The organism is Sphingopyxis sp. NFH-91, from assembly GCF_021401285.1.
Lineage (GTDB): Bacteria > Pseudomonadota > Alphaproteobacteria > Sphingomonadales > Sphingomonadaceae > Sphingopyxis > Sphingopyxis terrae_A.
This window is the reverse complement of sequence record NZ_JACBGA010000005.1, coordinates 297,774-316,468: the sequence shown is the minus strand read 5'-3', so window position 1 is coordinate 316,468 and position 18,695 is coordinate 297,774. Positions and strand designations below refer to the sequence as shown.

At 66.2% G+C, this 18,695-nt stretch carries 21 protein-coding genes; 18 read left to right on the top strand and 3 right to left on the bottom strand.

Annotated features, from left to right (window positions below; genetic code table 11):
• The first annotated feature begins 21 nt into the window (after window positions 1–21).
• The 16 genes from ilvB (at window position 22) to L0963_RS13300 (ending at window position 15,702) form a co-directional block, all read left to right on the top strand.
• Window positions 22–1,776 carry a biosynthetic-type acetolactate synthase large subunit gene (gene ilvB, locus L0963_RS13375; RefSeq protein ID WP_234179963.1) on the top strand — a complete coding sequence of 585 codons (1,755 nt, stop codon included), beginning with the start codon at window positions 22–24 and terminating at the stop codon, window positions 1,774–1,776.
• 163 nt (window positions 1,777–1,939) lie between these two features.
• Complete coding sequence (gene ilvN, locus L0963_RS13370; protein WP_062902701.1) at window positions 1,940–2,455, top strand: acetolactate synthase small subunit; 516 nt, start codon at window positions 1,940–1,942, stop codon at window positions 2,453–2,455.
• A gap of 92 nt (window positions 2,456–2,547) precedes the next feature.
• Window positions 2,548–3,582: a ketol-acid reductoisomerase gene (gene ilvC / locus L0963_RS13365; RefSeq protein WP_062903244.1), complete on the top strand. Its 1,035-nt coding sequence runs from the start codon at window positions 2,548–2,550 to the stop codon at window positions 3,580–3,582.
• A 146-nt stretch (window positions 3,583–3,728) separates the two neighbouring features.
• A complete protein-coding gene (locus tag L0963_RS13360) occupies window positions 3,729–4,871 on the top strand; it encodes an 8-amino-7-oxononanoate synthase (protein ID WP_234179961.1) in 1,143 nt (380 codons plus the stop codon).
• A complete protein-coding gene (gene bioD / locus L0963_RS13355; protein WP_062902703.1) occupies window positions 4,868–5,476 on the top strand; it encodes a dethiobiotin synthase in 609 nt (202 codons plus the stop codon). Before L0963_RS13360 ends, bioD begins: the two co-directional genes overlap by 4 nt.
• Window positions 5,477–5,594: 118 nt before the next feature.
• On the top strand, window positions 5,595–6,839 hold the full coding sequence (locus L0963_RS13350; protein WP_186402264.1) for an adenosylmethionine--8-amino-7-oxononanoate transaminase: 1,245 nt from the start codon (window positions 5,595–5,597) through the stop codon (window positions 6,837–6,839).
• Between the two features lie 67 nt (window positions 6,840–6,906).
• Window positions 6,907–7,323: a hypothetical protein gene (locus L0963_RS13345; RefSeq protein WP_062902705.1), complete on the top strand. Its 417-nt coding sequence runs from the start codon at window positions 6,907–6,909 to the stop codon at window positions 7,321–7,323.
• 136 nt (window positions 7,324–7,459) lie between these two features.
• On the top strand, window positions 7,460–10,915 hold the full coding sequence (locus L0963_RS13340) for a CHAT domain-containing protein (RefSeq protein WP_234179960.1): 3,456 nt from the start codon (window positions 7,460–7,462) through the stop codon (window positions 10,913–10,915).
• A 92-nt stretch (window positions 10,916–11,007) separates the two neighbouring features.
• Window positions 11,008–11,649 (top strand): YceI family protein, encoded by a 642-nt coding sequence (locus tag L0963_RS13335; protein WP_186402266.1) that lies wholly within the window; start codon window positions 11,008–11,010, stop codon window positions 11,647–11,649.
• 81 nt (window positions 11,650–11,730) lie between these two features.
• Entirely contained in the window at window positions 11,731–12,129 is a 399-nt protein-coding gene (locus L0963_RS13330; protein ID WP_234179958.1) for a hypothetical protein, read from the top strand.
• A 270-nt stretch (window positions 12,130–12,399) separates the two neighbouring features.
• The gene (gene leuA / locus L0963_RS13325; protein ID WP_234179981.1) at window positions 12,400–14,058 is read left to right on the top strand and encodes a 2-isopropylmalate synthase; all 1,659 of its coding nucleotides are present in this window, start codon (window positions 12,400–12,402) and stop codon (window positions 14,056–14,058) included.
• 214 nt (window positions 14,059–14,272) lie between these two features.
• Entirely contained in the window at window positions 14,273–14,422 is a 150-nt protein-coding gene (locus L0963_RS13320) for a hypothetical protein (protein WP_234179956.1), read from the top strand.
• A 303-nt stretch (window positions 14,423–14,725) separates the two neighbouring features.
• A complete protein-coding gene (locus L0963_RS13315; protein WP_003047572.1) occupies window positions 14,726–14,932 on the top strand; it encodes a cold-shock protein in 207 nt (68 codons plus the stop codon).
• A 2-nt stretch (window positions 14,933–14,934) separates the two neighbouring features.
• On the top strand, window positions 14,935–15,198 hold the full coding sequence (gene infA / locus L0963_RS13310) for a translation initiation factor IF-1 (RefSeq protein ID WP_040590296.1): 264 nt from the start codon (window positions 14,935–14,937) through the stop codon (window positions 15,196–15,198).
• A gap of 83 nt (window positions 15,199–15,281) precedes the next feature.
• Entirely contained in the window at window positions 15,282–15,446 is a 165-nt protein-coding gene (locus tag L0963_RS13305) for a hypothetical protein (RefSeq protein ID WP_162928321.1), read from the top strand.
• Between the two features lie 37 nt (window positions 15,447–15,483).
• Complete coding sequence (locus L0963_RS13300; RefSeq protein ID WP_062902711.1) at window positions 15,484–15,702, top strand: hypothetical protein; 219 nt, start codon at window positions 15,484–15,486, stop codon at window positions 15,700–15,702.
• A gap of 24 nt (window positions 15,703–15,726) precedes the next feature.
• Here L0963_RS13300 and L0963_RS13295 read toward each other — a convergent pair whose 3' ends face one another.
• Window positions 15,727–16,137, bottom strand: a complete 411-nt coding sequence (locus L0963_RS13295; RefSeq protein ID WP_234179979.1) for a nuclear transport factor 2 family protein — start codon at window positions 16,135–16,137, stop codon at window positions 15,727–15,729.
• Window positions 16,138–16,262: 125 nt separating this feature from the next.
• Here L0963_RS13295 and L0963_RS13290 point away from each other — a divergent pair, with 125 nt between their 5' ends.
• The gene (locus L0963_RS13290; protein ID WP_234179954.1) at window positions 16,263–16,715 is read left to right on the top strand and encodes a MarR family winged helix-turn-helix transcriptional regulator; all 453 of its coding nucleotides are present in this window, start codon (window positions 16,263–16,265) and stop codon (window positions 16,713–16,715) included.
• A 12-nt stretch (window positions 16,716–16,727) separates the two neighbouring features.
• On the opposite strand, the gene L0963_RS13285 is transcribed toward L0963_RS13290, so the two are convergent.
• Window positions 16,728–17,024: a hypothetical protein gene (locus tag L0963_RS13285; protein WP_234179952.1), complete on the bottom strand. Its 297-nt coding sequence runs from the start codon at window positions 17,022–17,024 to the stop codon at window positions 16,728–16,730.
• Between the two features lie 377 nt (window positions 17,025–17,401).
• Between L0963_RS13285 and L0963_RS13280 the strand changes: the two genes are divergently transcribed.
• The gene (locus L0963_RS13280; protein ID WP_234179950.1) at window positions 17,402–18,379 is read left to right on the top strand and encodes an NAD(P)H-dependent flavin oxidoreductase; all 978 of its coding nucleotides are present in this window, start codon (window positions 17,402–17,404) and stop codon (window positions 18,377–18,379) included.
• Here the strand turns inward: L0963_RS13280 and L0963_RS13275 are convergent.
• Entirely contained in the window at window positions 18,376–18,642 is a 267-nt protein-coding gene (locus tag L0963_RS13275) for a hypothetical protein (RefSeq protein ID WP_234179948.1), read from the bottom strand. The genes L0963_RS13280 and L0963_RS13275 overlap by 4 nt on opposite strands.
• Window positions 18,643–18,695 lie beyond the last annotated feature (53 nt).

Here is an 18,695-nt window from a genome sequence, read left to right as displayed (position 1 = left end):
ACGAAGAAAGGAGCGCATGTCGTGAAGGAAATGAGTGGTGCCGACATGGTGGTTCAGGCGCTGGTCGACCTCGGGGTCGATACGGTGTTCGGCTATCCGGGCGGCGCGGTACTTCCGATCTACGACGCCCTCTTCAATCATCCCTCGATCAAGCATGTCCTCGTTCGCCACGAACAGGCCGCGACCCACGCGGCAGAGGGCTATGCGCGCTCGACCGGCAAGCCCGGGGTCGTGCTCGTCACCTCGGGGCCCGGCGCGACCAACGCCGTCACCGGCATCACCGACGCGCTGCTCGATTCGATCCCGATGGTCGTGCTGACGGGTCAGGTGCCGACGACGCTGATCGGCACCGACGCCTTTCAGGAATGCGACACGGTCGGCATCACGCGCCACTGCACCAAGCATAATTATCTGGTCATGGACCCCGACCGGCTGGGCGCCGTGATTCACGAGGCTTTCTACATCGCGACGCACGGCCGCCCCGGCCCCGTCGTCATCGACATTCCGAAAAATGTTCAGGTCGCGACGGGCAGCTATAGCGTGCCCGAAAAGATCGAGCATCAAAGCTATCGTCCGCAGGTCGAACCCGATGCCGGCGCCATCGCGCAGGCGATCGGCATGATCGCCGCGGCCGAACGCCCGATCTTCTATACCGGCGGCGGCGTCATCAACGCCGGCCCCGACGCCAGCGCGGCGCTGCGCCAGCTCGTCAGCCTGACCGGCGCACCGATCACCTCGACCCTGATGGGGCTGGGCGCCTTCCCGTCGGACGATCCGAAATGGCTCGGCATGCTCGGCATGCACGGCACCTATGAATCGAACATGGCGATGAACCGCGCCGACCTCATCATAGCGGTCGGCGCGCGCTTCGACGACCGCGTCACCGGCCGCCTCGACGCCTTCGCGCCCGAGGCGAAGAAGATCCACATCGACATCGACCGCAGCTCGATCAACAAGATCGTCCCGGTTGACATCGCTGTCGTCGGCGATGCCGGCCGCGCGCTCGACGCGCTGATCGCGGCCTGGGCCGACAAGGGCCACAAGGCGCGCGACCTTGGCGAATGGTGGCGCCGCATCGACGGCTGGCGCGCGACGCGCTGCCTCGACTTCCCCGAAAAAAAGGACGCGGGCGCCGAAATCATGCCGCAGCGCGCGGTCAAGGCGCTCTTCGACGCGACCCGCGGCCGCGATCCCATCATCACGACCGAGGTCGGCCAGCACCAGATGTGGGCGGCGCAGCATTTCGGCTTTGCCGCGCCCAACCGCTGGCTCACCTCTGGCGGGCTCGGCACGATGGGCTACGGCTTTCCCGCCGCCGTCGGCGCACAGATCGCGCACCCGAACCGCCTCGTCGTCTGCATCGCGGGCGAAGCCTCGCTGCAGATGAACATCCAGGAAATGGGCACGGTCAGCCAGTACCGCCTGCCGGTGAAGATCTTCATCCTCAACAATGAATGGATGGGGATGGTCCGCCAGTGGCAGGAACTGACCTACGAAAGCCGCTATTCGAACAGCTATTCGGACAGCCTGCCCGATTTCGTGAAACTGGCCGCCGCCTATGGCTGGACCGGCCTCAGGATCGACACGCTAGGCGAGCTTGAGGACGGCATCCGGCAGATGATCGAGACGCCGGGTCCGGTGATCGTCGACTGCCGCGTCGCCAAGCTCGCCAACTGCTTCCCGATGATCCCGTCGGGCGCGGCGCACACCGACATGATCCTCCAGCCGAGCGACGTCACCGGGACGATGGACGACGAAGCGAAAGCGCTGGTGTGATGATGGCAGACGCTCTTCATCCCCTCCCGCCTGCGGGAGGGGCAGCAAGGCTTGCGAACTTGTTCGCTCGCCGCAGCGGGGTGGGCACCGCAACGCCGCCTGCTCGATGCGCTCGCACCCACCCCTCGATCCCCTCCCGCAAGCGGGAGGGGAAGGAATAACGATGAAAATCACCACCGAAACGGGCGAGCGCCACGTGCTCGCCGTCACCGTCGATAACGAGGCGGGCATCCTCGCCAAGATCACCGGGCTCTTCTCGGCGCGCGGATATAATATCGAAAGCCTGACCGTCGCCGACATCAGCGCCGATCATGCGCTGTCGCGGATCACCATCGTCACCTCGGGTCCGCCCGCGGTGATCGACCAGATCATCGCGCAGCTCGACCGGCTGGTGCCGGTGCATCAGGTCACCGACCTCACCGATCAGGGCGCGCATGTCGAACGCGAGATCGCGCTGGTGAAGGTCGCCGGCACCGGCGAAAAGCGCATCGAGGCGCTGCGCCTTGCCGACGTCTTCCGCGCCAAGGTCGTCGACACGACGCTGACGAGCTTCATTTTCGAAATCACCGGCAACAGCGACAAGGTCGACCGTTTCATCGCGCTGATGCGCGAATGCGGTCTGGTCGAGGTCGGCCGCACCGGCATCGTCGCCATCGCCCGCGGGCCGGAGGCGCTCTAGTTTCACTTTCGCGTTCCCCCGCGAAGGCGGGGGTCCAGTCAACGTCAAATGGGTCCCCGCCTTCGCGGGGACACACTATGGGGAAGAAGAAAATGCAGGTTTACTACGATCGCGACGCCGACCAGGATCTGATCAAGAACAAGAAGGTCGCCATCCTGGGCTATGGCAGCCAGGGCCACGCCCATGCGCAGAACCTGCGCGACAGCGGCGTCAAGGATGTCGCGATCGCGCTGCGCCCCGGCTCGGCAACCGCGAAGAAGGCCGAAGGCGCCGGCTTCCGCGTCCTGTCGAACAAGGAAGCCGCCGCCTGGGCCGACGTCATCATGATCGCGGCGCCCGACGAGCATCAGGCAAGGATTTATTACGACGATCTCGCCGACAATCTGAAGCCCGGTGCCGCGCTCGCCTTTGCGCACGGCCTCAACATCCATTTCGGCCTCATCGAGGCGCGCCCCGACATCGACGTCTTCATGGTCGCGCCCAAGGGCCCCGGCCACACGGTGCGCAGCGAATATCAGAAGGGCGGCGGCGTTCCCTGCCTGATCGCGGTTGCGCAGGAAGCATCGGGCAACAGCGGTAACGGCCACGCCAAGGCGCTCGCCCTCAGCTACGCCTCCGCCGTCGGCGGCGGCCGCAGCGGCATCATCGAAACGACCTTCAAGGAAGAGTGTGAAACCGATCTTTTCGGCGAACAGGCGGTGCTGTGCGGCGGCATCACCCACCTCATCCAGGCGGGTTTCGAAACGCTCGTCGAGGCGGGCTACGCCCCCGAAATGGCCTATTTCGAATGCCTCCACGAAACCAAGCTGATCGTCGATCTCCTCTATGAAGGCGGCATCGCGAATATGCGCTATTCGATCTCGAACACCGCCGAATATGGCGACATCAAGACGGGTCCGCGCATCATCACCGACGAGACCAAGGCCGAAATGAAGCGCGTCCTTGCCGACATCACCTCGGGCCGCTTCGTCAAGGATTTCGTCCTCGACAACCAGGCCGGCCAGCCCGAACTCAAAGCCAGCCGCAAGGCCGCCGCAGCGCATCCGATCGAACAGACCGGCGCCCAACTGCGCGCGATGATGCCGTGGATCGCCAAGAACAAGCTGGTCGACAAGGCGGTCAACTGATCGGCGACGGGGGAAAGCGTTCCCTCTCTTTCCGCTCGTGCTGAGCCTGTCGAAGCACCGTTCGTCCTTCTTCCATCGTCGAAGAATAGAACCGCCCTTCGACAGGCTCGGGGCGAGCGAATTTTCCTGTTGGGAGATTATCATCCTTGCCCCCACGGCCTGATCCCTTTCACGCCCACCGTGCCGACCTCGAAGCCCTCGCCGCCGCCGACCGCCGCCGCGCGCTCGCGCCGCGCGCCGGGATCGATTTCGCCTCGAACGACTATCTCGCGCTCGCGGGTTCCTACGCGCTCGCCGAAGCATTGGCGCAGGGCGCCGCGCGCGGCATTCCGGCTGGCTCGGGCGGCTCACGGCTGCTGCGCGGCAACCATGCCGAGCATGAAGCGCTCGAGGCGCATGCGGCGCGCCACTATGGCACCGAGGCGGCGCTCTTCTTCCCCACCGGCTTCGCCGCCAACGCCGCGCTGTTCGCGACGCTGCCGCAGCGCGGCGACCTGATCGTCCACGACGCGCTGATCCATGCGAGCGCGCACGACGGGATGAATCTCGGCCGCGCCGAGCGCACGGCGGCTGCGCACAACGACCCGCAAGCCTTTGAAGACGCGATCCTCCGCTGGCGCGCGGGCGGCGGTACCGGCACGCCATGGATCGCGGTCGAAAGCCTCTATTCGATGGACGGGGACAGGGCCCCGCTCGCCGATCTCGCCGTCCTCGCCGACTGCCACGACGCGGTGCTGATCGTCGACGAAGCGCATGCGACGGGCGTCTATGGCCCGGCAGGACAGGGGCTTGCCCACGCGCTCGCGCCGCGGGCCAATCTGATCACGCTCCACACCTGCGGCAAGGCGCTGGGCTGCGAGGGCGCGTTGCTCTGCGGCCCCGCGATCGTGCGCGACTTCCTCGTCAACCGCGGCCGTCCCTTCATCTTCTCGACCGCGCCCTCGCCGCTCATGGCATGGCTCGTCCGCCAGGCGCTCGAAATCGTCGCCGAACAGCCCGAGCGCGCGGCGCGGCTCTCGGGGCTCGTCCGCCACGCCGAAAAGCGGCTCGCGGCGCTCGGCATCGCGCCGAGCGGCAGCCAGATCATCCCCGTCGTCATCGGCGACAACGCCCGCACGATGCGGATCGCCGCCATGCTGCAGGCCGAGGGCTTCGACATCCGTGGCATCCGCCCGCCGACGGTACCGCAGGGCACGGCGCGGCTGCGCATCGCGATCACCCTCAACGTCTCGACCCGCGACATCGACGCGATGGTCGATGCGCTGTCGGCGGCGATGGCGGCGGCATGACCCGCTTCGTCGTCACCGGCACCGATACCGGCATCGGCAAGACTGTCTTTTCGGCCGCGCTCGCGGGCGCGCTCGGCCTGCCCTACTGGAAGCCGATCCAGTCGGGGCTCGAAGAGGAGACCGACAGCGAAGCCGTCGCGCGCCTCGCCGGCGTTCGCGTCCATCCCGAAGCCTGGCGCCTCGTCACCCCCGCCTCGCCGCACCTTGCCGCCGAAATCGACGGCGTGACCATCGACGCCGACGCGCTCGCCCCGCCGCCCGGCGACCTGTTGATCGAAGGCGCGGGCGGCGCGCTCGTCCCCGTCACCCGCACGATGCTCTACGCCGACCTGTTCGCGCGCTGGCAGATTCCGGTGATCGTCTGCGCGCGCACCGCGCTCGGCACGATCAACCACAGCCTGCTCACGATCGAGGCGCTGAAGGCCCGCCACGTCCCCATCCACGGGATCGCCTTTGTCGGCGAGGCGGCCCCCGACAGCGAAGCGATCATCGCGGCACTATCGGGCGCAAAGCGTCTCGGCCGCCTCCCCCACCTTGACCCGCTGACCCCCGAGGCGCTCGCGGCGGCTTTCGCGGCCAATTTCAACATCGCGGATTTCTCCTGACTCCAATTCCCGTTCGCCCCCGAGCTTGTCTAAGGGCCGTCCTTGTCTTTATCGGGCATCCGACGAAAATGCGGTGTTTCGACAAACGCAGCGCAAACGCAAAAGAGAGAAACCGCCAATGTCCCCCGTCTGGCACCCCTTCACTCAGCACGGCCTCGGCGAGCCGATCCCGCTGATCGACCGCGCCCGCGGCGCGCGCCTTTACGACGCCGAGGGCAATAGCTGGATTGACGCGATCTCAAGCTGGTGGGTGACGACGCACGGCCATGCGCACCCGCAAATCATGGCCGCGATCCGCGCCCAGACCGAAAAGCTCGACCAGCTCATTTTCGCGGGCTGGACACACGAACCCGCCGAGAGCCTCGCCGCCGAACTGATCCGCATCACCCCCGACCCGCTCACCCGCGTCTTCTTTTCGGACTCGGGTTCGACCAGCGTCGAGGTCGCGCTCAAGATGGCGCTCGGCTACTGGTTCAACATCGGCGAGGCGCGCAGCCGCATTCTCGTCCTCGACCACAGCTATCATGGCGACACGATCGGCACGATGTCGGTCGGGGAGCGCGGCGTCTACAACCGCGCGTGGCAACCTTTGCTGTTCGACGTCGACGCCATCCCCTTCCCCCATGAAGGCATGGAGCAGGCCACGCTCGACGCGCTCGAAGCCGCCTGCCTGCAAAAGCCCGCCGCCTTCATCGTCGAGCCGCTGATTCTCGGCGCCGGCGGCATGCTGATCTATCCCGCGTGGGTGCTCGCCGAAATGCGCAGCATTTGTGCGGCGCACGGCGTTCTCTTCATTGCCGATGAAGTGATGACCGGCTGGGGCCGCACCGGCACGCGCTTCGCCTGCGACCAGGCGGGGGTGATCCCCGATATCGTCTGCCTGTCGAAAGGCCTCACCGGCGGCGCGATGCCGCTCGCGGTGACGCTGTGCAGCGAAGCGATATTCGCGGCGCATTATTCGCCCGACCGCGCAAAGACCTTCTATCATTCGTCGAGCTACACCGCGAACCCCATCGCCTGCGCCGCCGCCAACGCCAATCTCGCCATCTGGCGCAACGAACCGGTGCAGCAGCGGATCGACGCGCTCGCCGATGCGCAGGCCGCGCATCTCGCGATGCTGGCGGCCGATCCGCGCATCACCAACACGCGCCACCTTGGCACCATCGCCGCGCTCGATCTCGTGGTTCCCGATGCGGGCTATCTTTCGGCGCTCGCTCCCCGCCTCACCGCCTTCTACCGCGATCGGGGCGTGCTGCTGCGCCCGCTTGGGAACAGCGTCTACGTCATGCCGCCCTATTGCACCGGCGCTGACGAACTCGCTGAAATATGGGCCGCCATCGCCGCGTCGCTCGATATCGCCTGAGCCCGGTTCGGCTTGCGTTCATCTTCGCGTGCCTATTGCGGATACGGGGATGGTCAGAGGGAACGCCATGTCGATTTCAACCGCCGCCCCGTCGCTGCTGCTCGCCGCTGCCATGCTGCTGGCCCCGCTACCCGCCGCCGCGCAGGACGAAAGCCTCGCGCAGCACAGCGAACCGCCCGAACGCATCTCCTTTCTCGTCACCTATGGCGACGACCATTGTCCGGTCGCCGAGGGTGAGGACATCGTCGTCTGCGCCCAGCGCCCTGAATCGGACCGCTACCGCGTGCCGAAGGAGTTGCGCGGCAAGGACGAGGACACGTCGGTCGGCGGCAGCGCCTGGGGCGCGCGGGTCGAGGATTATGACAATGTCGCCCGCCTGACGCGTCCCGACAGTTGCTCGGTGATCGGCTCTTACGGCTTCACCGGCTGCACCGCCGCGATGCTGCGCCAATGGTTTGCGGAGCGCCGCGCCGCGGGGCAATAACCCTCGCTTCCCGCCAAAGCCGCCCAAGCTCCCCAAAGCCCTCTACGCCCGATTTGCGCCGCGTCGCAATTTTGCCTAACCCTTTGGCTTCCGGCTTCGCCGCCTTGCCGGCGCGGCCGTTCGCGGGGGGCGGGATATGCGGCGGATGCGGACGATGCTGGCGGGGATATGGGCGGTGTTCTGGCTCGTCGCCGCGCTACCGGCCGCGGCGCAGATCGTCCCCGACCTGTCACCGGCGACCGCCGAGAAGGTTGCCGAGAATGACCGCAAGGAACTGGCGGCCGATCTTACCGACCGCGCCGCCATCTCCGAACGCACGCTCAAGCTGATCGCCGCCGACCGCGGCGAGAAGAGCGCTCCCTATCTCGCCAAGCTGCTCGTCCACGCGAATAATCTCAGCTGGGCGCACCGGGCACCCGAATCGCGGCAGGCGCTCGTACGCGCCGTCGAAATCGCCACCGCGCTGTACGGGGCGGGCACCTATGCGACCGCCGATGTCGAACGCCAATATGCGATCGCACTGCGCGTCAACGGCTACCGCGAAGAGGCGATCGAGCCCTTCTCCCACTATGTCCACGCGCTGACCGAGGAAGCCTATGGCTGCGGCCGCCGGGTCCCCGGCATGGTGATGGGCTGCGCGCGCGACGATACCGATCTTGGCGATACCCTGCTCGAATATGGACAGATGCTCAACGACGTCGGGCGCGGCGGCGAAGCCGTCGCCGCTTTCGATGCCGTCATCGCGCGCTTCGAACCGCGCTGGGCGGGGTGCGAGGGCCCGGCATGGGGCACGCGCTGCGACCGCGCGCGCGACAAGCGCGCCGACATGCTGTCGAGCTACGCTGCGCTGCTCGCCCTCGTCGGCCGCGCCGACGACGCCGGGGCGCTGCGCAAACGGCTGTTCGACGACAACCTCGCCGCGATCGATGCCTGCACCGGCGACGATTGCGAAGGCCCCGATTTCCGCCTCGTCCGCCGCTATTACGACTATCGCGCCGCGCTTGCGGGCGCGAACCACCCCGACGACGCGCTTGCCCTCGACGAACGCATCCTCGCAATCCTGGTCGCCAGCCCGCATTATACGAAGGGCAAGGCGGGCAGCGGCGAATATTTCGACAAGGATATGGTCAATGATGTGACCGGCATCGCCGAAGCCTATGCCAAGGCGGCGGTCGCGGCGGGCAAGGCCGACCGCGCCCGCGACCAGCTCGCCCGCTATGGTTTCGGTGCGCTCGTCGGCACCCAGCTCGCCGGGATCGATTTCGACGCCGAGCAAAAGGCGATCGAGGCGGAGAGACGCACCCTGTCGAGCTATGGCGACGAGATCGAACGCATCGCCAACAGCCGCCGCAAGGTGGCGCTGTTCGCCGGCCATTACGGCGAGGACAGCGACGAATATGCCAAGGCGCTGCGCGACCTTGCCTGGGATCTCGACGATCTGCCCGTCAATGATACCGAAGCCGAAGCCGTCTACCGCGAGGCGCTGGCCGTCGAACGCAAGGCGTTTGGCGCCGGTGATTTCCGTACCCTTCATGCGCTCGACAATCTGACCACCTTCCTCAAGAAGCGCGATCGCAGCGCCGCCGCGATCGCAGTGCTGGCCGATGTGCTGGGCGATCCCGCCAATGACCATCTCGCCCTCTATCTCGACCCCGACCGGCGCTCGGCGCGGCGCGGCAGCTTCGGCGATCCCGACGACACGCTCAACGCGCTCAAGGCCGATCTTTCCGAACTGCTGCTGCGCAACCGCGGCGATCCTGCGCTGGCGCTCGCCGCGGCGCGCCATGCCGCGCTCGGCATGACCAGTTTCCGCGATGCGCTCGGCTTCGACCGCTTCGACGAAATGAAGCTCGACTGGGTGACCGCCGATCCCTGGGCATGGCTCGGCGAACGCCGCTACGCCGATTATTTCCTGCTCTACGCCGACGCCCTGTGGGCGAAGGGCGTGCATGACGGCGCTGCCGCCGATCAGGCTTTCACCGCGTTGCAGGATGCGATGGCGGGAACGACCAGCCGGGCCGTCGCGCGCGCCGCCGCCGAACGCGCCGCGGCGCGCGCTTCGGTCTCGCCGCTCGTCGAGGAACGACGCCGGATCGATGCAGAGATCGCGGCGCTCAACACGAAGCTCGAAACGCTCCCCGACGACCCCGCCGAACGCCAGCGTCAGTTCTCGACGCTGCAATCCGAAATCGCGCGCAAGGACGATCGCCGCGCGCAGGTCGATGCCGCGATTGCCGCGGCGACACCCGACTATTTCGCGCTGATCCGGCCGCGTCCGCTCGCCATCGCAGAGGCGCAGGCGCTGCTCGCGCCCGACGAAGCCTTCGTCATGCTCGTGCCGTCCGAATTTGGCACCCATGTCCTGCTCGTCACCCATGACGCGCTGCGCTGGAATCGCGCCGACATGCCCGCGGCAGAGGTCAACGCGCATGTGCGCCGCCTGCTGTGGGACGTCGGCGCCAGTATCGACGTTACCGCCGAAGAGGATGCAAAATGGTCGGCCGAAGGCGAAGGCGATTTTCCCTTCGATCGCGGCACCGCCTGGCTGCTCTACGACCGGCTGCTCGCGCCCTTCGCCGCCGATCTTGCGGGCAAGCGCCATCTCTTCACCGCCGCGACCGGGTCGCTTTCCTCGCTGCCGCTCGGCATCCTCGTCACCGAAAAGCCGACCGGCGCCGATGGCGATCCTGCGGTGCTGCGCGCGACGAAATGGCTCGCCGACGGCCCCGCGCTGCTTCAGCTTCCTTCGCTCCAGTCGCTGCAATTGCTGCGCGCGGTCGCGGCGCGCGACGAGGGCCAGGCGGGCACGCGCATGGTCGGCTTCGGCGATCCGGTGCTCGAGGGTCAGGCGGCCGCACGCGGCATTGCCGGCGCCCGCGCGCGCGGCACGCGCAGCAGCGGACTCCCCGTCACCGCCGGGCTGCAACCCGCGATCGGCGATGCGCAGCCGCTCGCCGATCCCGCGGCGCTGCGCCGCCTTGCCCGGCTGCCGGGGACCGAGGCCGAATTGAAGGCGATGCAGGCGCTGCTCGGCGCCGACGCCGCGCGCCTCTATCTCGCCGGCACCGCTACCGAAACGAATCTCAAGCGCAGCGATCTCGAACATCTCTCGGTGCTTTTTCTCGCGACCCACGGGCTGATCGCGGGCGAGGTAAAGGGGCTCGCCGAACCCGGCCTGGTCTTCACCCCGCCCGCCACCGCGACCCCGCTCGACGACGGGCTGCTTACCGCGTCTGAAGTCGCGGGGCTGCACCTCGGCGCGCGCTGGGTCGTGCTGTCGGCGTGCAACACCGCCTCGGGCGACGGCAGCGAAGGGGCGCCGGGGCTGTCGGGGCTGGCGCGCGCCTTCTTCTTCGCGGGCGCCGAAAGCCTGCTCGCCTCGCACTGGCCGGTGCGCGACGACGTCGCCTCGGTACTCACCGTGCGATTGTTCGAACTGATGCAGAAGAACCCCGGCCTCTCGCGCGCCGAGGCGTTACAGCACGCGATGCGCGATATCCGCAACGATCCGCGCGCCGACGACTTCCTCAAAAGCTGGTCGCACCCCAGCGCTTGGGCGCCCTTCTCGCTGATCGGCGACGGGATCGACTGAGCGGACGAAACGCTGCGTTTCCGGGCGACGCGATTGACGGCGACGCGCGCCCTCGCCTAGCATCGCGTCTCCCCAACAGGAGGCTCCCGCTCATGCGCCGTATCGCATCGCTCACCACGCTTTTCGCTCTTGCCGTCGTTGCCGTTCCCGTCGTCGTCGCCCAGGCGCCCGGCGCCCCCGGCGCGCCCGACAAGAGCCGCGTTACCGCCGGCACCTACGCCGCCGATCCTGCGCACACGATGGTCGTGTGGCGCGTCGATCACCTCGGCTTCAGCAACTATACCGGCATCTTCGGCGACGTGACCGGCACCCTCGTGCTCGATCCCGCCAACCCTGCCGCCGCAAAGGTCGACGTCGTCATCCCGGTGTCGAAGGTCACCACCGCCAGCGCCGGCTTGACCGCGCATCTGCTGCGCGCGGGCAAGGACGGCGGCAAGCCCGACTTCTTCGGTCCCGCCCCCGCCGACGCCCGCTTCGTTTCGACTGCGGTCGTCCTCGACGACGACGGGACAGAGGCAAAGGTCACGGGCAACCTCACCCTCAATGGCGTTACCCGCCCCGTCACCCTCGACGTCGAATTTCACGGCGCCGGCATGGGGATGAGCAAGAAGGATACCGTCGGCTTCGAAGCCGAAACGACGATCAAGCGCAGCGATTTCGGTGTCCTCTACGGCATCCCCTTCGTCAGCGACGAGGTGAAGCTCGACATCCACGCCGCCTTCGAAAAACAGTGACGCATCAATCTGTCACACAGCGCCGCTAGCCAGGGGGCGGGGTCCGGTTGGGGTCCCGCCCTTTTCGCAGGAGTCGGCACGATGAGCGAACTGGTTCGCGAAATAGTCGAGGTGGCCGCCATGGTCGGCGGCGATGCGGACGATCCGCTGCTGATTGTCGAGGCCGACGGCCTCGCCCCCACCGCCGGATGGACGCATGTCCGGCTCGAACCCCATGTCTACATCACCCCGCCCGACGACGGGGTGCAGGATTTCGACCTTGTCGGCGATCGCCCGGCGGGCAGCGCCGCCGATGCGCTCGCGCCGGTCGAGGCGGGCTGGGAAGGCCCGCTTGCCGACTGGCTGATCGGCGTGCGCATCCACGCCGCTGACAATATGGTCGAGGAGGAAGTCTTCGAATTCGGCGATGATTTCGATGACGATGACGACGACGCGCGCGATCCCGACGAAGGCCACGTCCGCGACAACGAAGACGCCTGAGGGGGCAACGCCCTCTCCCACCGTTAACCCCACCCTGCGCCGGGCCGCCCCCATCCTCCTGGATGGCGGTCCGGCGACATTTTCGCACGTTCCCCTTGCCAAGCGCGACATTATGCATCATGGGGGCGCCATGCGCGGCAACGCTCTTCTTCTTCTGCGACTTACACGCCCTTGGGCGTGACACTGGCTGCGCGTTAGTCGCGGCCACCCGCTCAAGGGTCCGATCGACACAGCCAGCCAATCCCAGCAGAAGAATTTCACCCCATGACCATGCTCCGCGACCCTTCGGTCAAATACCGCCCCTTTCCCCAGATTCCGCTGACCGATCGCCAGTGGCCCTCGCGCACGATCACGCGCGCGCCGATCTGGCTGTCGACCGATCTGCGCGACGGCAACCAGTCGCTGATCGATCCGATGGATGCCGAGAAAAAGACGCGCTTCTTCGACCTGCTCGTGCGCTGCGGGCTGAAGGAGATAGAGGTCGGCTTCCCCGCCTCGGGCGCGACCGATTTCGACTATATCCAGAACCTCGTCCGCTCGGGCCGCATCCCCGATGACGTCACGCCGCAGGTGCTGACGCAGAGCCGCGCCGACCTCATTCGCACCAGCTTCGACAGCCTCGCGGGCGCGAAAACCGCGATCGTCCACGTTTACAACGCCGTCGCGCCCGCGTGGCGCAAGATCGTCTTTGGCATGGACAAGGCCGATATCAAGGCGATCGCCGTCGAAGGCGCGAAGCAGCTGCGCGACAATGCCGCGCGCCTGCCCGGCACCGACTGGCGCTTCGAATATAGCCCCGAATGCTTCTCGACGACCGAGATCGATTTCTCGATCGAGGTCTGCGCCGCGGTGATGGACATTCTCCAGCCCAGCGCCGACAAGCCGATCATCCTCAACCTGCCCGCGACGGTCGAGGCGGCGACCCCCAATATCTACGCCGACCAGATCGAATATTTCGGCAAGCATCTGCCGAACCGCGACGCCGCGCTGATCAGCCTGCACACGCACAACGACCGCGGCACCGGCGTCGCCGCAGCCGAGCTCGGCCTGCTCGCCGGCGCCGACCGCGTCGAAGGCTGCCTGTTCGGCAATGGCGAGCGCACCGGCAACACCTGCCTCGTCACCATCGCGCTCAACATGTACACGCAGGGCGTCGATCCCGAGCTGGATTTCTCGGACATCGATCAGGTCATCCAGACGGTCGAATATTGCAACAATATCCCCGTCCACCCGCGCCATCCCTATGGCGGCGATCTGGTCTACACCGCCTTTTCGGGCAGCCATCAGGACGCGATCAAGAAGGGTTTTGCCGCACGCGAACGCCAGAATGACGAAGCGTGGGAGGTGCCCTATCTGCCCATCGACCCCGCCGATCTGGGCCGCAGCTACGAAGCGGTGATCCGCGTCAACAGCCAGTCGGGCAAGGGCGGCGTCGCCTGGGTGCTTGAACAGGACAAGGGACTGAAGCTGCCCAAGAAGATGCAGGCGAGCTTCAGCCACGTCGTCCAGGCGCTCGCCGACGAAACGAGCCGCGAACTCGCCGCCGACGATATCTGGCAGGCGTTCGAACGCACCTATCTCGCCACCGAAGGCAAGCGCTTCCAGCTCGTCGACTGGTCGGAGACCCATTCGGGCGCCGACCGCATCTTCGCCGGCAAGCTAACCATCGACGGCACCGAACGCAGCGTCAGCGGCCGCGGCAACGGCCTGATGAGCAGCGTCATCGCTGCGCTCGCCGAATCCGGCGGCCCGCTGATGGACATCGTCGATTACAGCGAACACGCGATCGGCCAAGGCAGCAACGTGCAGGCCGCAGCCTATGTCGAATGCCGTACCGCCGACGGGAAAAGCCTGTTCGGCTGCGGCCTCGATACCGACGTCGCGACGGCGAGCGTGCGGGCGATACTTAGCGCGGCGAATGGAGCTTAAAGAAGTCATTCATCACTCGCCTCCTCGCAATCTCCCACTGGAAAACTCAGCTTCAGCGGGCGAAGGTCGGCATGTCGCCGTCCGCCGCCTATCAGTTGAAACAGCGGCCCTAAGGGGCGACGTTTCGCATCGGCTGCGCGGCGGCGGTGCTGATTGCGCGGACGCGGCTCGCCGACGAGTTTCTCGACTGCGCGATCCGGGGCATGACGAGCCGGTGGAGATGCTGCGCGAAGAGGGGCGCAGTTTTGCCAAGCGCCGCCGCACCGACGCGCGGCTCGACCGCATGGTCGAAACGCGGGCGCGCGCGAACGATCGCGCGGTCGGTCCGCCCCCCGCCGCCGGGCGCGCGGCGCACGCCACGTAAAACGGCGCTGCGCGGCTGAATAATGGCGAATATTGTGGCGATCGTGGAAAATAGAATGGCGCGTCTTGCTTATATTCCGCCGGCTCGGGATGACTTAAAATCGGGGGGCGTTGCGGCGCGCAATTTTACCGCCATTTGCGCGGCACCTTGACTTTTCGGGAACAATCCTCCATATCGGCCTCGCTAACGTCGCCTGCGACGGAATTTGACGGCCCCTTGGGGCAGACTCTTCCCTTCACACGCTACCAGCTCCTCCGGTGCTTTTGCCGGGGGATTCCCGTTTCTCGTGAAAGGAAACACCCTATGCCGATCGGCACCGTAAAATTCTTCAGCCAGGACAAGGGCTATGGCTTCATCGAAAATGAAGATGGCTCGGGCGACGCATTCGTCCACATCACCGCCGTCCAGAACGCCGGCATGACGACGTTGGACAAGGACCAGCGCGTCCAGTTCGAACTCGAAACCGGCAAGAACGGCAAGACGTCGGCAGTCAACCTCCAGTCGGCCTGATCTTGGCCAAAGAGGAAGTCATGACCTTCGAAGGGCAGATCAACGAGATCCTGCCCGACGGGCGCTTCGGCGTCACGCTCGAAAACGGTCATCGGCTGATCGTCTATACGGCGGGCCGGATGCGGCGTTTCCGCATCCGGTCGGTCGTCGGCGACGCCGTGCGCGTCGAAGTGACGCCCTATGACCTCAGCAAGGGCCGCCTTGTCTACCGCGAACGCGGCGGCGGGCCGGTTCCGCCCAGCCAGCGCAAACGGCGCGGGCTCTGATCCTTCAAGGGTCAAACGATACGGGATCGGCGCAGTGGCGCCGGTCTCCAAAAACCACAACATCCAAAGCAAAGATAAAGATGATGACGAACTTCTATAACAACCCTTCGATTTTTCCCGCTCTGCCCGCGCTGTCGCTGGCCGGCCGGGCGCAGACGGCCCGGATTTCTCCGGCCCGCGCGCCGCGCCGCCGCCCGACGCTGTCGCGCCGCGAGCTTCGGCGCCTGATCGCCGATATGGTCGATTGATCGACCGTAACGGACAACCGTACAAGGAAGAGCAGCCATGTCGGCCACCACCGAATTCTACATCGCCCAGGCGGACAAGTGCCGCACCGATGCCGACGCATCGTCGTTGACGCAGGTGCGCGACCGCAATCTGCGCGCCGCCGCGGCGTGGCAGGCGATGGCCGACAAGCTGCTCCACTCCGAACGCCTGCGCGCCGAAAAGGAAGCGCGGGTCGTGGAGGAGGCTGAAGCCAGAACGACCGCGCCCGCGCCCTGACAGGTGCGCCGTGCGAGGCGCCGCTCAGCCGATGGTGCGCCACTCCTCATGCACGATTTCGCGGGCAATCCGTCCGCCGCGCATGTGAAAGACATGCACCAGCCGGAGCTCGACCCGCGCCCCGATCGCCACCGGTGCATTGACCATCCCGTCACCCGTCAGGCGAAAGCGCACCTTCATGTCATCGACGACGCGAGTTTCGGTGGCAAAACGGTCGAGCGGCTCCAGTTCGACCTCAGCCAGCGAGGCGAACATGCGGCGGTAATTGGCCTCGATTGCCGACTTGCTGTCGAGATATAGCCCCCGTCCCGGCACTTCCAGGACGATGTCATCGGTATAAAGATCCATCACCGACGCCGGATCGCGCGCCTCATTCTCGATATGCTCCGCCGCCACCGCCAGATTGCGGGCCACCATCTCGTCGCTGCGGTCCATCGCGGCCACCACCTGCTCCATTGCCGTCACTTTCTATCACAGCCTCCGGCGGATCGCCGATATAGGCAGTTATTCTGTCTAATGGTGCAATAGACAGTTAATCTGTCTTGTGTCAAGAGGCTGCAATGACCGAAAATCTCCCTCCCCCGCTATCCGGCGACGGCCAACGCCTCGCTCAGCTCTTCCACCTTGCCTACGACCGGCTGCGCACCCGCATCTACGGCCAGGCCCGCGACGCCGGCTTCGCCGACCTCCGCCCCGCTCACTCCAGCCTGCTACGCAACATCGACCCCGCCGGGTCGCGGGTCGTCGACCTCGCCGAGCGGGCCGGCATGACGAAACAGAGCATGGCCTATCTGACCGACAGCCTGGCCAAACTCGGCTATGTCGCCGTCGGCCCAGATCCCGACGACGGGCGAGCGAAACGGGTTGTGCTTACCGAACGAGGCAAAGCCGCGGTCGACACCCTTGCCCGTCTAAGCCGCGAGGCCGAGGCCGAACTGACGAAAACGCTGGGCGAAACGGAAATGATGCGGCTTCACGCCACGATGCGCCAGCTGGTCGCAGCGCTCCACTGATGCAGCGCCGGACTAATCGACCGACCAGTAATCCGCGGCCCCCAGTGCCCCGCCGCGGCGGCAGATGAGCACGCCTTCACCATCACTAAGCTCGGCCCAGCTACCAACCGGCTCGCTCTCAGCTAGGGCTAGCGCTGCAACGAGATCTGCCGCCTCGAAAGCGACGTGCTTCTCGATGCCGAACCATCGATCTTCGTAACGCAGGACGTATGTGTTTGGCGGCGGCATAGCGGGCGCATCACCGGCCGGTAGCGGCAGGCAGTCGCAACCGCCGCGCGGCACACCGTTATTTGGGGAGGGGATAGGCATGGTATAAATCCTTCGGCGGGGGGAAACGAAGGGGTCCGGCAGGCTTGTCAGGCCAGCCCGCGACCTGGGCAGGGCAATAACTCGACGCGCGAACTCCGAATCGCATACCGCCCAACCGGCACACGCTTAGTCCAACTTATAGAAAGATAGAGATATTTTTGCTTTATCTACTAAGCATCGTCTCTTCGACGGGCCGACGCTGCGGCTCGACGAACGACGGCACCATCCTTCCAAACAACGGCGCAAGTCTGTCTTGATGCCCAACACGCTCGATGTCCCCAGACGCGGCTACGCCAAGCAGAGCGCGGCGCTTCATGCTTGCGCCACCTTCCGTTTACGTTAGGGTAAGCTCAAGACCATCTTGGAGAGACTGATTCATGGCCCTTCCCCCGATTTTCGACCGCCTGCGCCTGCCCGTCATCGGCTCGCCGCTGTTTATCGTTTCGGGCCCCGATCTGGTCATCGCGCAGTGCAAGGCGGGGATTGTCGGCAGCTTCCCGGCCCTCAACGCCCGGCCGCAATCGCTGCTGGACGAGTGGCTCCACCGCATCACCGAGGAATTGGCGGCATGGGACCGCGCCAACCCCGACCGGCTGTCAGCCCCCTTTGCCGTGAATCAGATCGTTCACCGCTCGAACGATCGGCTCGAGGCGGATATTGCAACCTGCGAAAAATGGAAGGTGCCGATCACCATCACCTCATTGGGCGCCCGGGAGGAATTGAACCAGGCGGTCCACGGGTGGGGCGGCATCACCTTGCACGACGTCATCGACGACCGCTTCGCGCGCAAGGCGATCGAAAAGGGCGCCGACGGACTGATCCCCGTTGCCGCGGGCGCCGGCGGCCATGCCGGCACCCAGTCGCCCTTTGCGCTGGTGCAGGAAATCCGCGAATGGTTCGATGGCCCGGTGGCGCTTTCGGGTGCCATTGCCCACGGTCGCTCGATCCTCGCTGCCCAGGCGTGCGGCGCCGACCTGGCCTATATGGGCAGCGCTTTCATCGCCGCTGCCGAAGCCAATGCCGACGACGGCTACAAGAACGGTATCGTCGAAGGGCGCGCGGCCGACATTGTCTATTCAAACCTCTTCACCGGCGTGCACGGAAATTATCTGCGCCAATCGATCGTGGCCGCGGGGATGGATCCCGACAATCTGCCGGAAGGCGACCTCAAGACGATGAACTTCGGGTCTGGCGGCAACACCAAGGCAAAGGCATGGAAGGATATCTGGGGCTCGGGTCAGGGGATCGCCTCGGTCCGCGGCGTGCGCCCGGTCGCCGAATTCGTCGCTGAACTCGAAGCGCAATATCAGGACGCATGGTCCGAATTGCAGGGCAAGGTGCGGCTCCAAGGCTAACGGAACAGCCGCGTGATCGCTTCGTCAAGATATGGGCGATCCGCGAACAAGCGCATCGGATCGCGCCGGTTAAAGCCGGTGCCGCGGCGGTCGGTGAGCGCGCGGCGCAAGCTGTCCTGCAGCAACGCCGGACGCATCGCGGCCGTGCGCCGTGCCGCGGGGGCGTCGCGATTGATCTGCCGCTCGAAACATATCCGGATCCTATCGACCCGCGCCGTCATCACATCATGATAACCATGGTGAGGGCCGCGGCTTTTGGGCATGGCCGCACGACAGCGCCAGCGGCTCCGAGCGAGGCGCCGTATGACTCAGCGCG

Coding starts and splice junctions, on each gene's coding strand:
- ilvC (WP_062903244.1), top strand. CDS start 2,548: ATGCAGGTTTACTACGATCGCGACGCCGACCAGGATCTGATCAAGAAC.
- L0963_RS13280 (WP_234179950.1), top strand. CDS start 17,402: ATGGCCCTTCCCCCGATTTTCGACCGCCTGCGCCTGCCCGTCATCGGC.
- L0963_RS13350 (WP_186402264.1), top strand. CDS start 5,595: ATGTCCCCCGTCTGGCACCCCTTCACTCAGCACGGCCTCGGCGAGCCG.
- L0963_RS13290 (WP_234179954.1), top strand. CDS start 16,263: ATGACCGAAAATCTCCCTCCCCCGCTATCCGGCGACGGCCAACGCCTC.
- L0963_RS13345 (WP_062902705.1), top strand. CDS start 6,907: ATGTCGATTTCAACCGCCGCCCCGTCGCTGCTGCTCGCCGCTGCCATG.
- L0963_RS13315 (WP_003047572.1), top strand. CDS start 14,726: ATGCCGATCGGCACCGTAAAATTCTTCAGCCAGGACAAGGGCTATGGC.
- L0963_RS13295 (WP_234179979.1), bottom strand. CDS start 16,137: ATGGACCGCAGCGACGAGATGGTGGCCCGCAATCTGGCGGTGGCGGCG.
- leuA (WP_234179981.1), top strand. CDS start 12,400: ATGCTCCGCGACCCTTCGGTCAAATACCGCCCCTTTCCCCAGATTCCG.
- L0963_RS13340 (WP_234179960.1), top strand. CDS start 7,460: ATGCGGCGGATGCGGACGATGCTGGCGGGGATATGGGCGGTGTTCTGG.
- L0963_RS13335 (WP_186402266.1), top strand. CDS start 11,008: ATGCGCCGTATCGCATCGCTCACCACGCTTTTCGCTCTTGCCGTCGTT.
- L0963_RS13330 (WP_234179958.1), top strand. CDS start 11,731: ATGAGCGAACTGGTTCGCGAAATAGTCGAGGTGGCCGCCATGGTCGGC.
- L0963_RS13300 (WP_062902711.1), top strand. CDS start 15,484: ATGTCGGCCACCACCGAATTCTACATCGCCCAGGCGGACAAGTGCCGC.
- bioD (WP_062902703.1), top strand. CDS start 4,868: ATGACCCGCTTCGTCGTCACCGGCACCGATACCGGCATCGGCAAGACT.
- L0963_RS13285 (WP_234179952.1), bottom strand. CDS start 17,024: ATGCCTATCCCCTCCCCAAATAACGGTGTGCCGCGCGGCGGTTGCGAC.
- ilvN (WP_062902701.1), top strand. CDS start 1,940: ATGAAAATCACCACCGAAACGGGCGAGCGCCACGTGCTCGCCGTCACC.
- L0963_RS13305 (WP_162928321.1), top strand. CDS start 15,282: ATGACGAACTTCTATAACAACCCTTCGATTTTTCCCGCTCTGCCCGCG.
- L0963_RS13275 (WP_234179948.1), bottom strand. CDS start 18,642: ATGCCCAAAAGCCGCGGCCCTCACCATGGTTATCATGATGTGATGACG.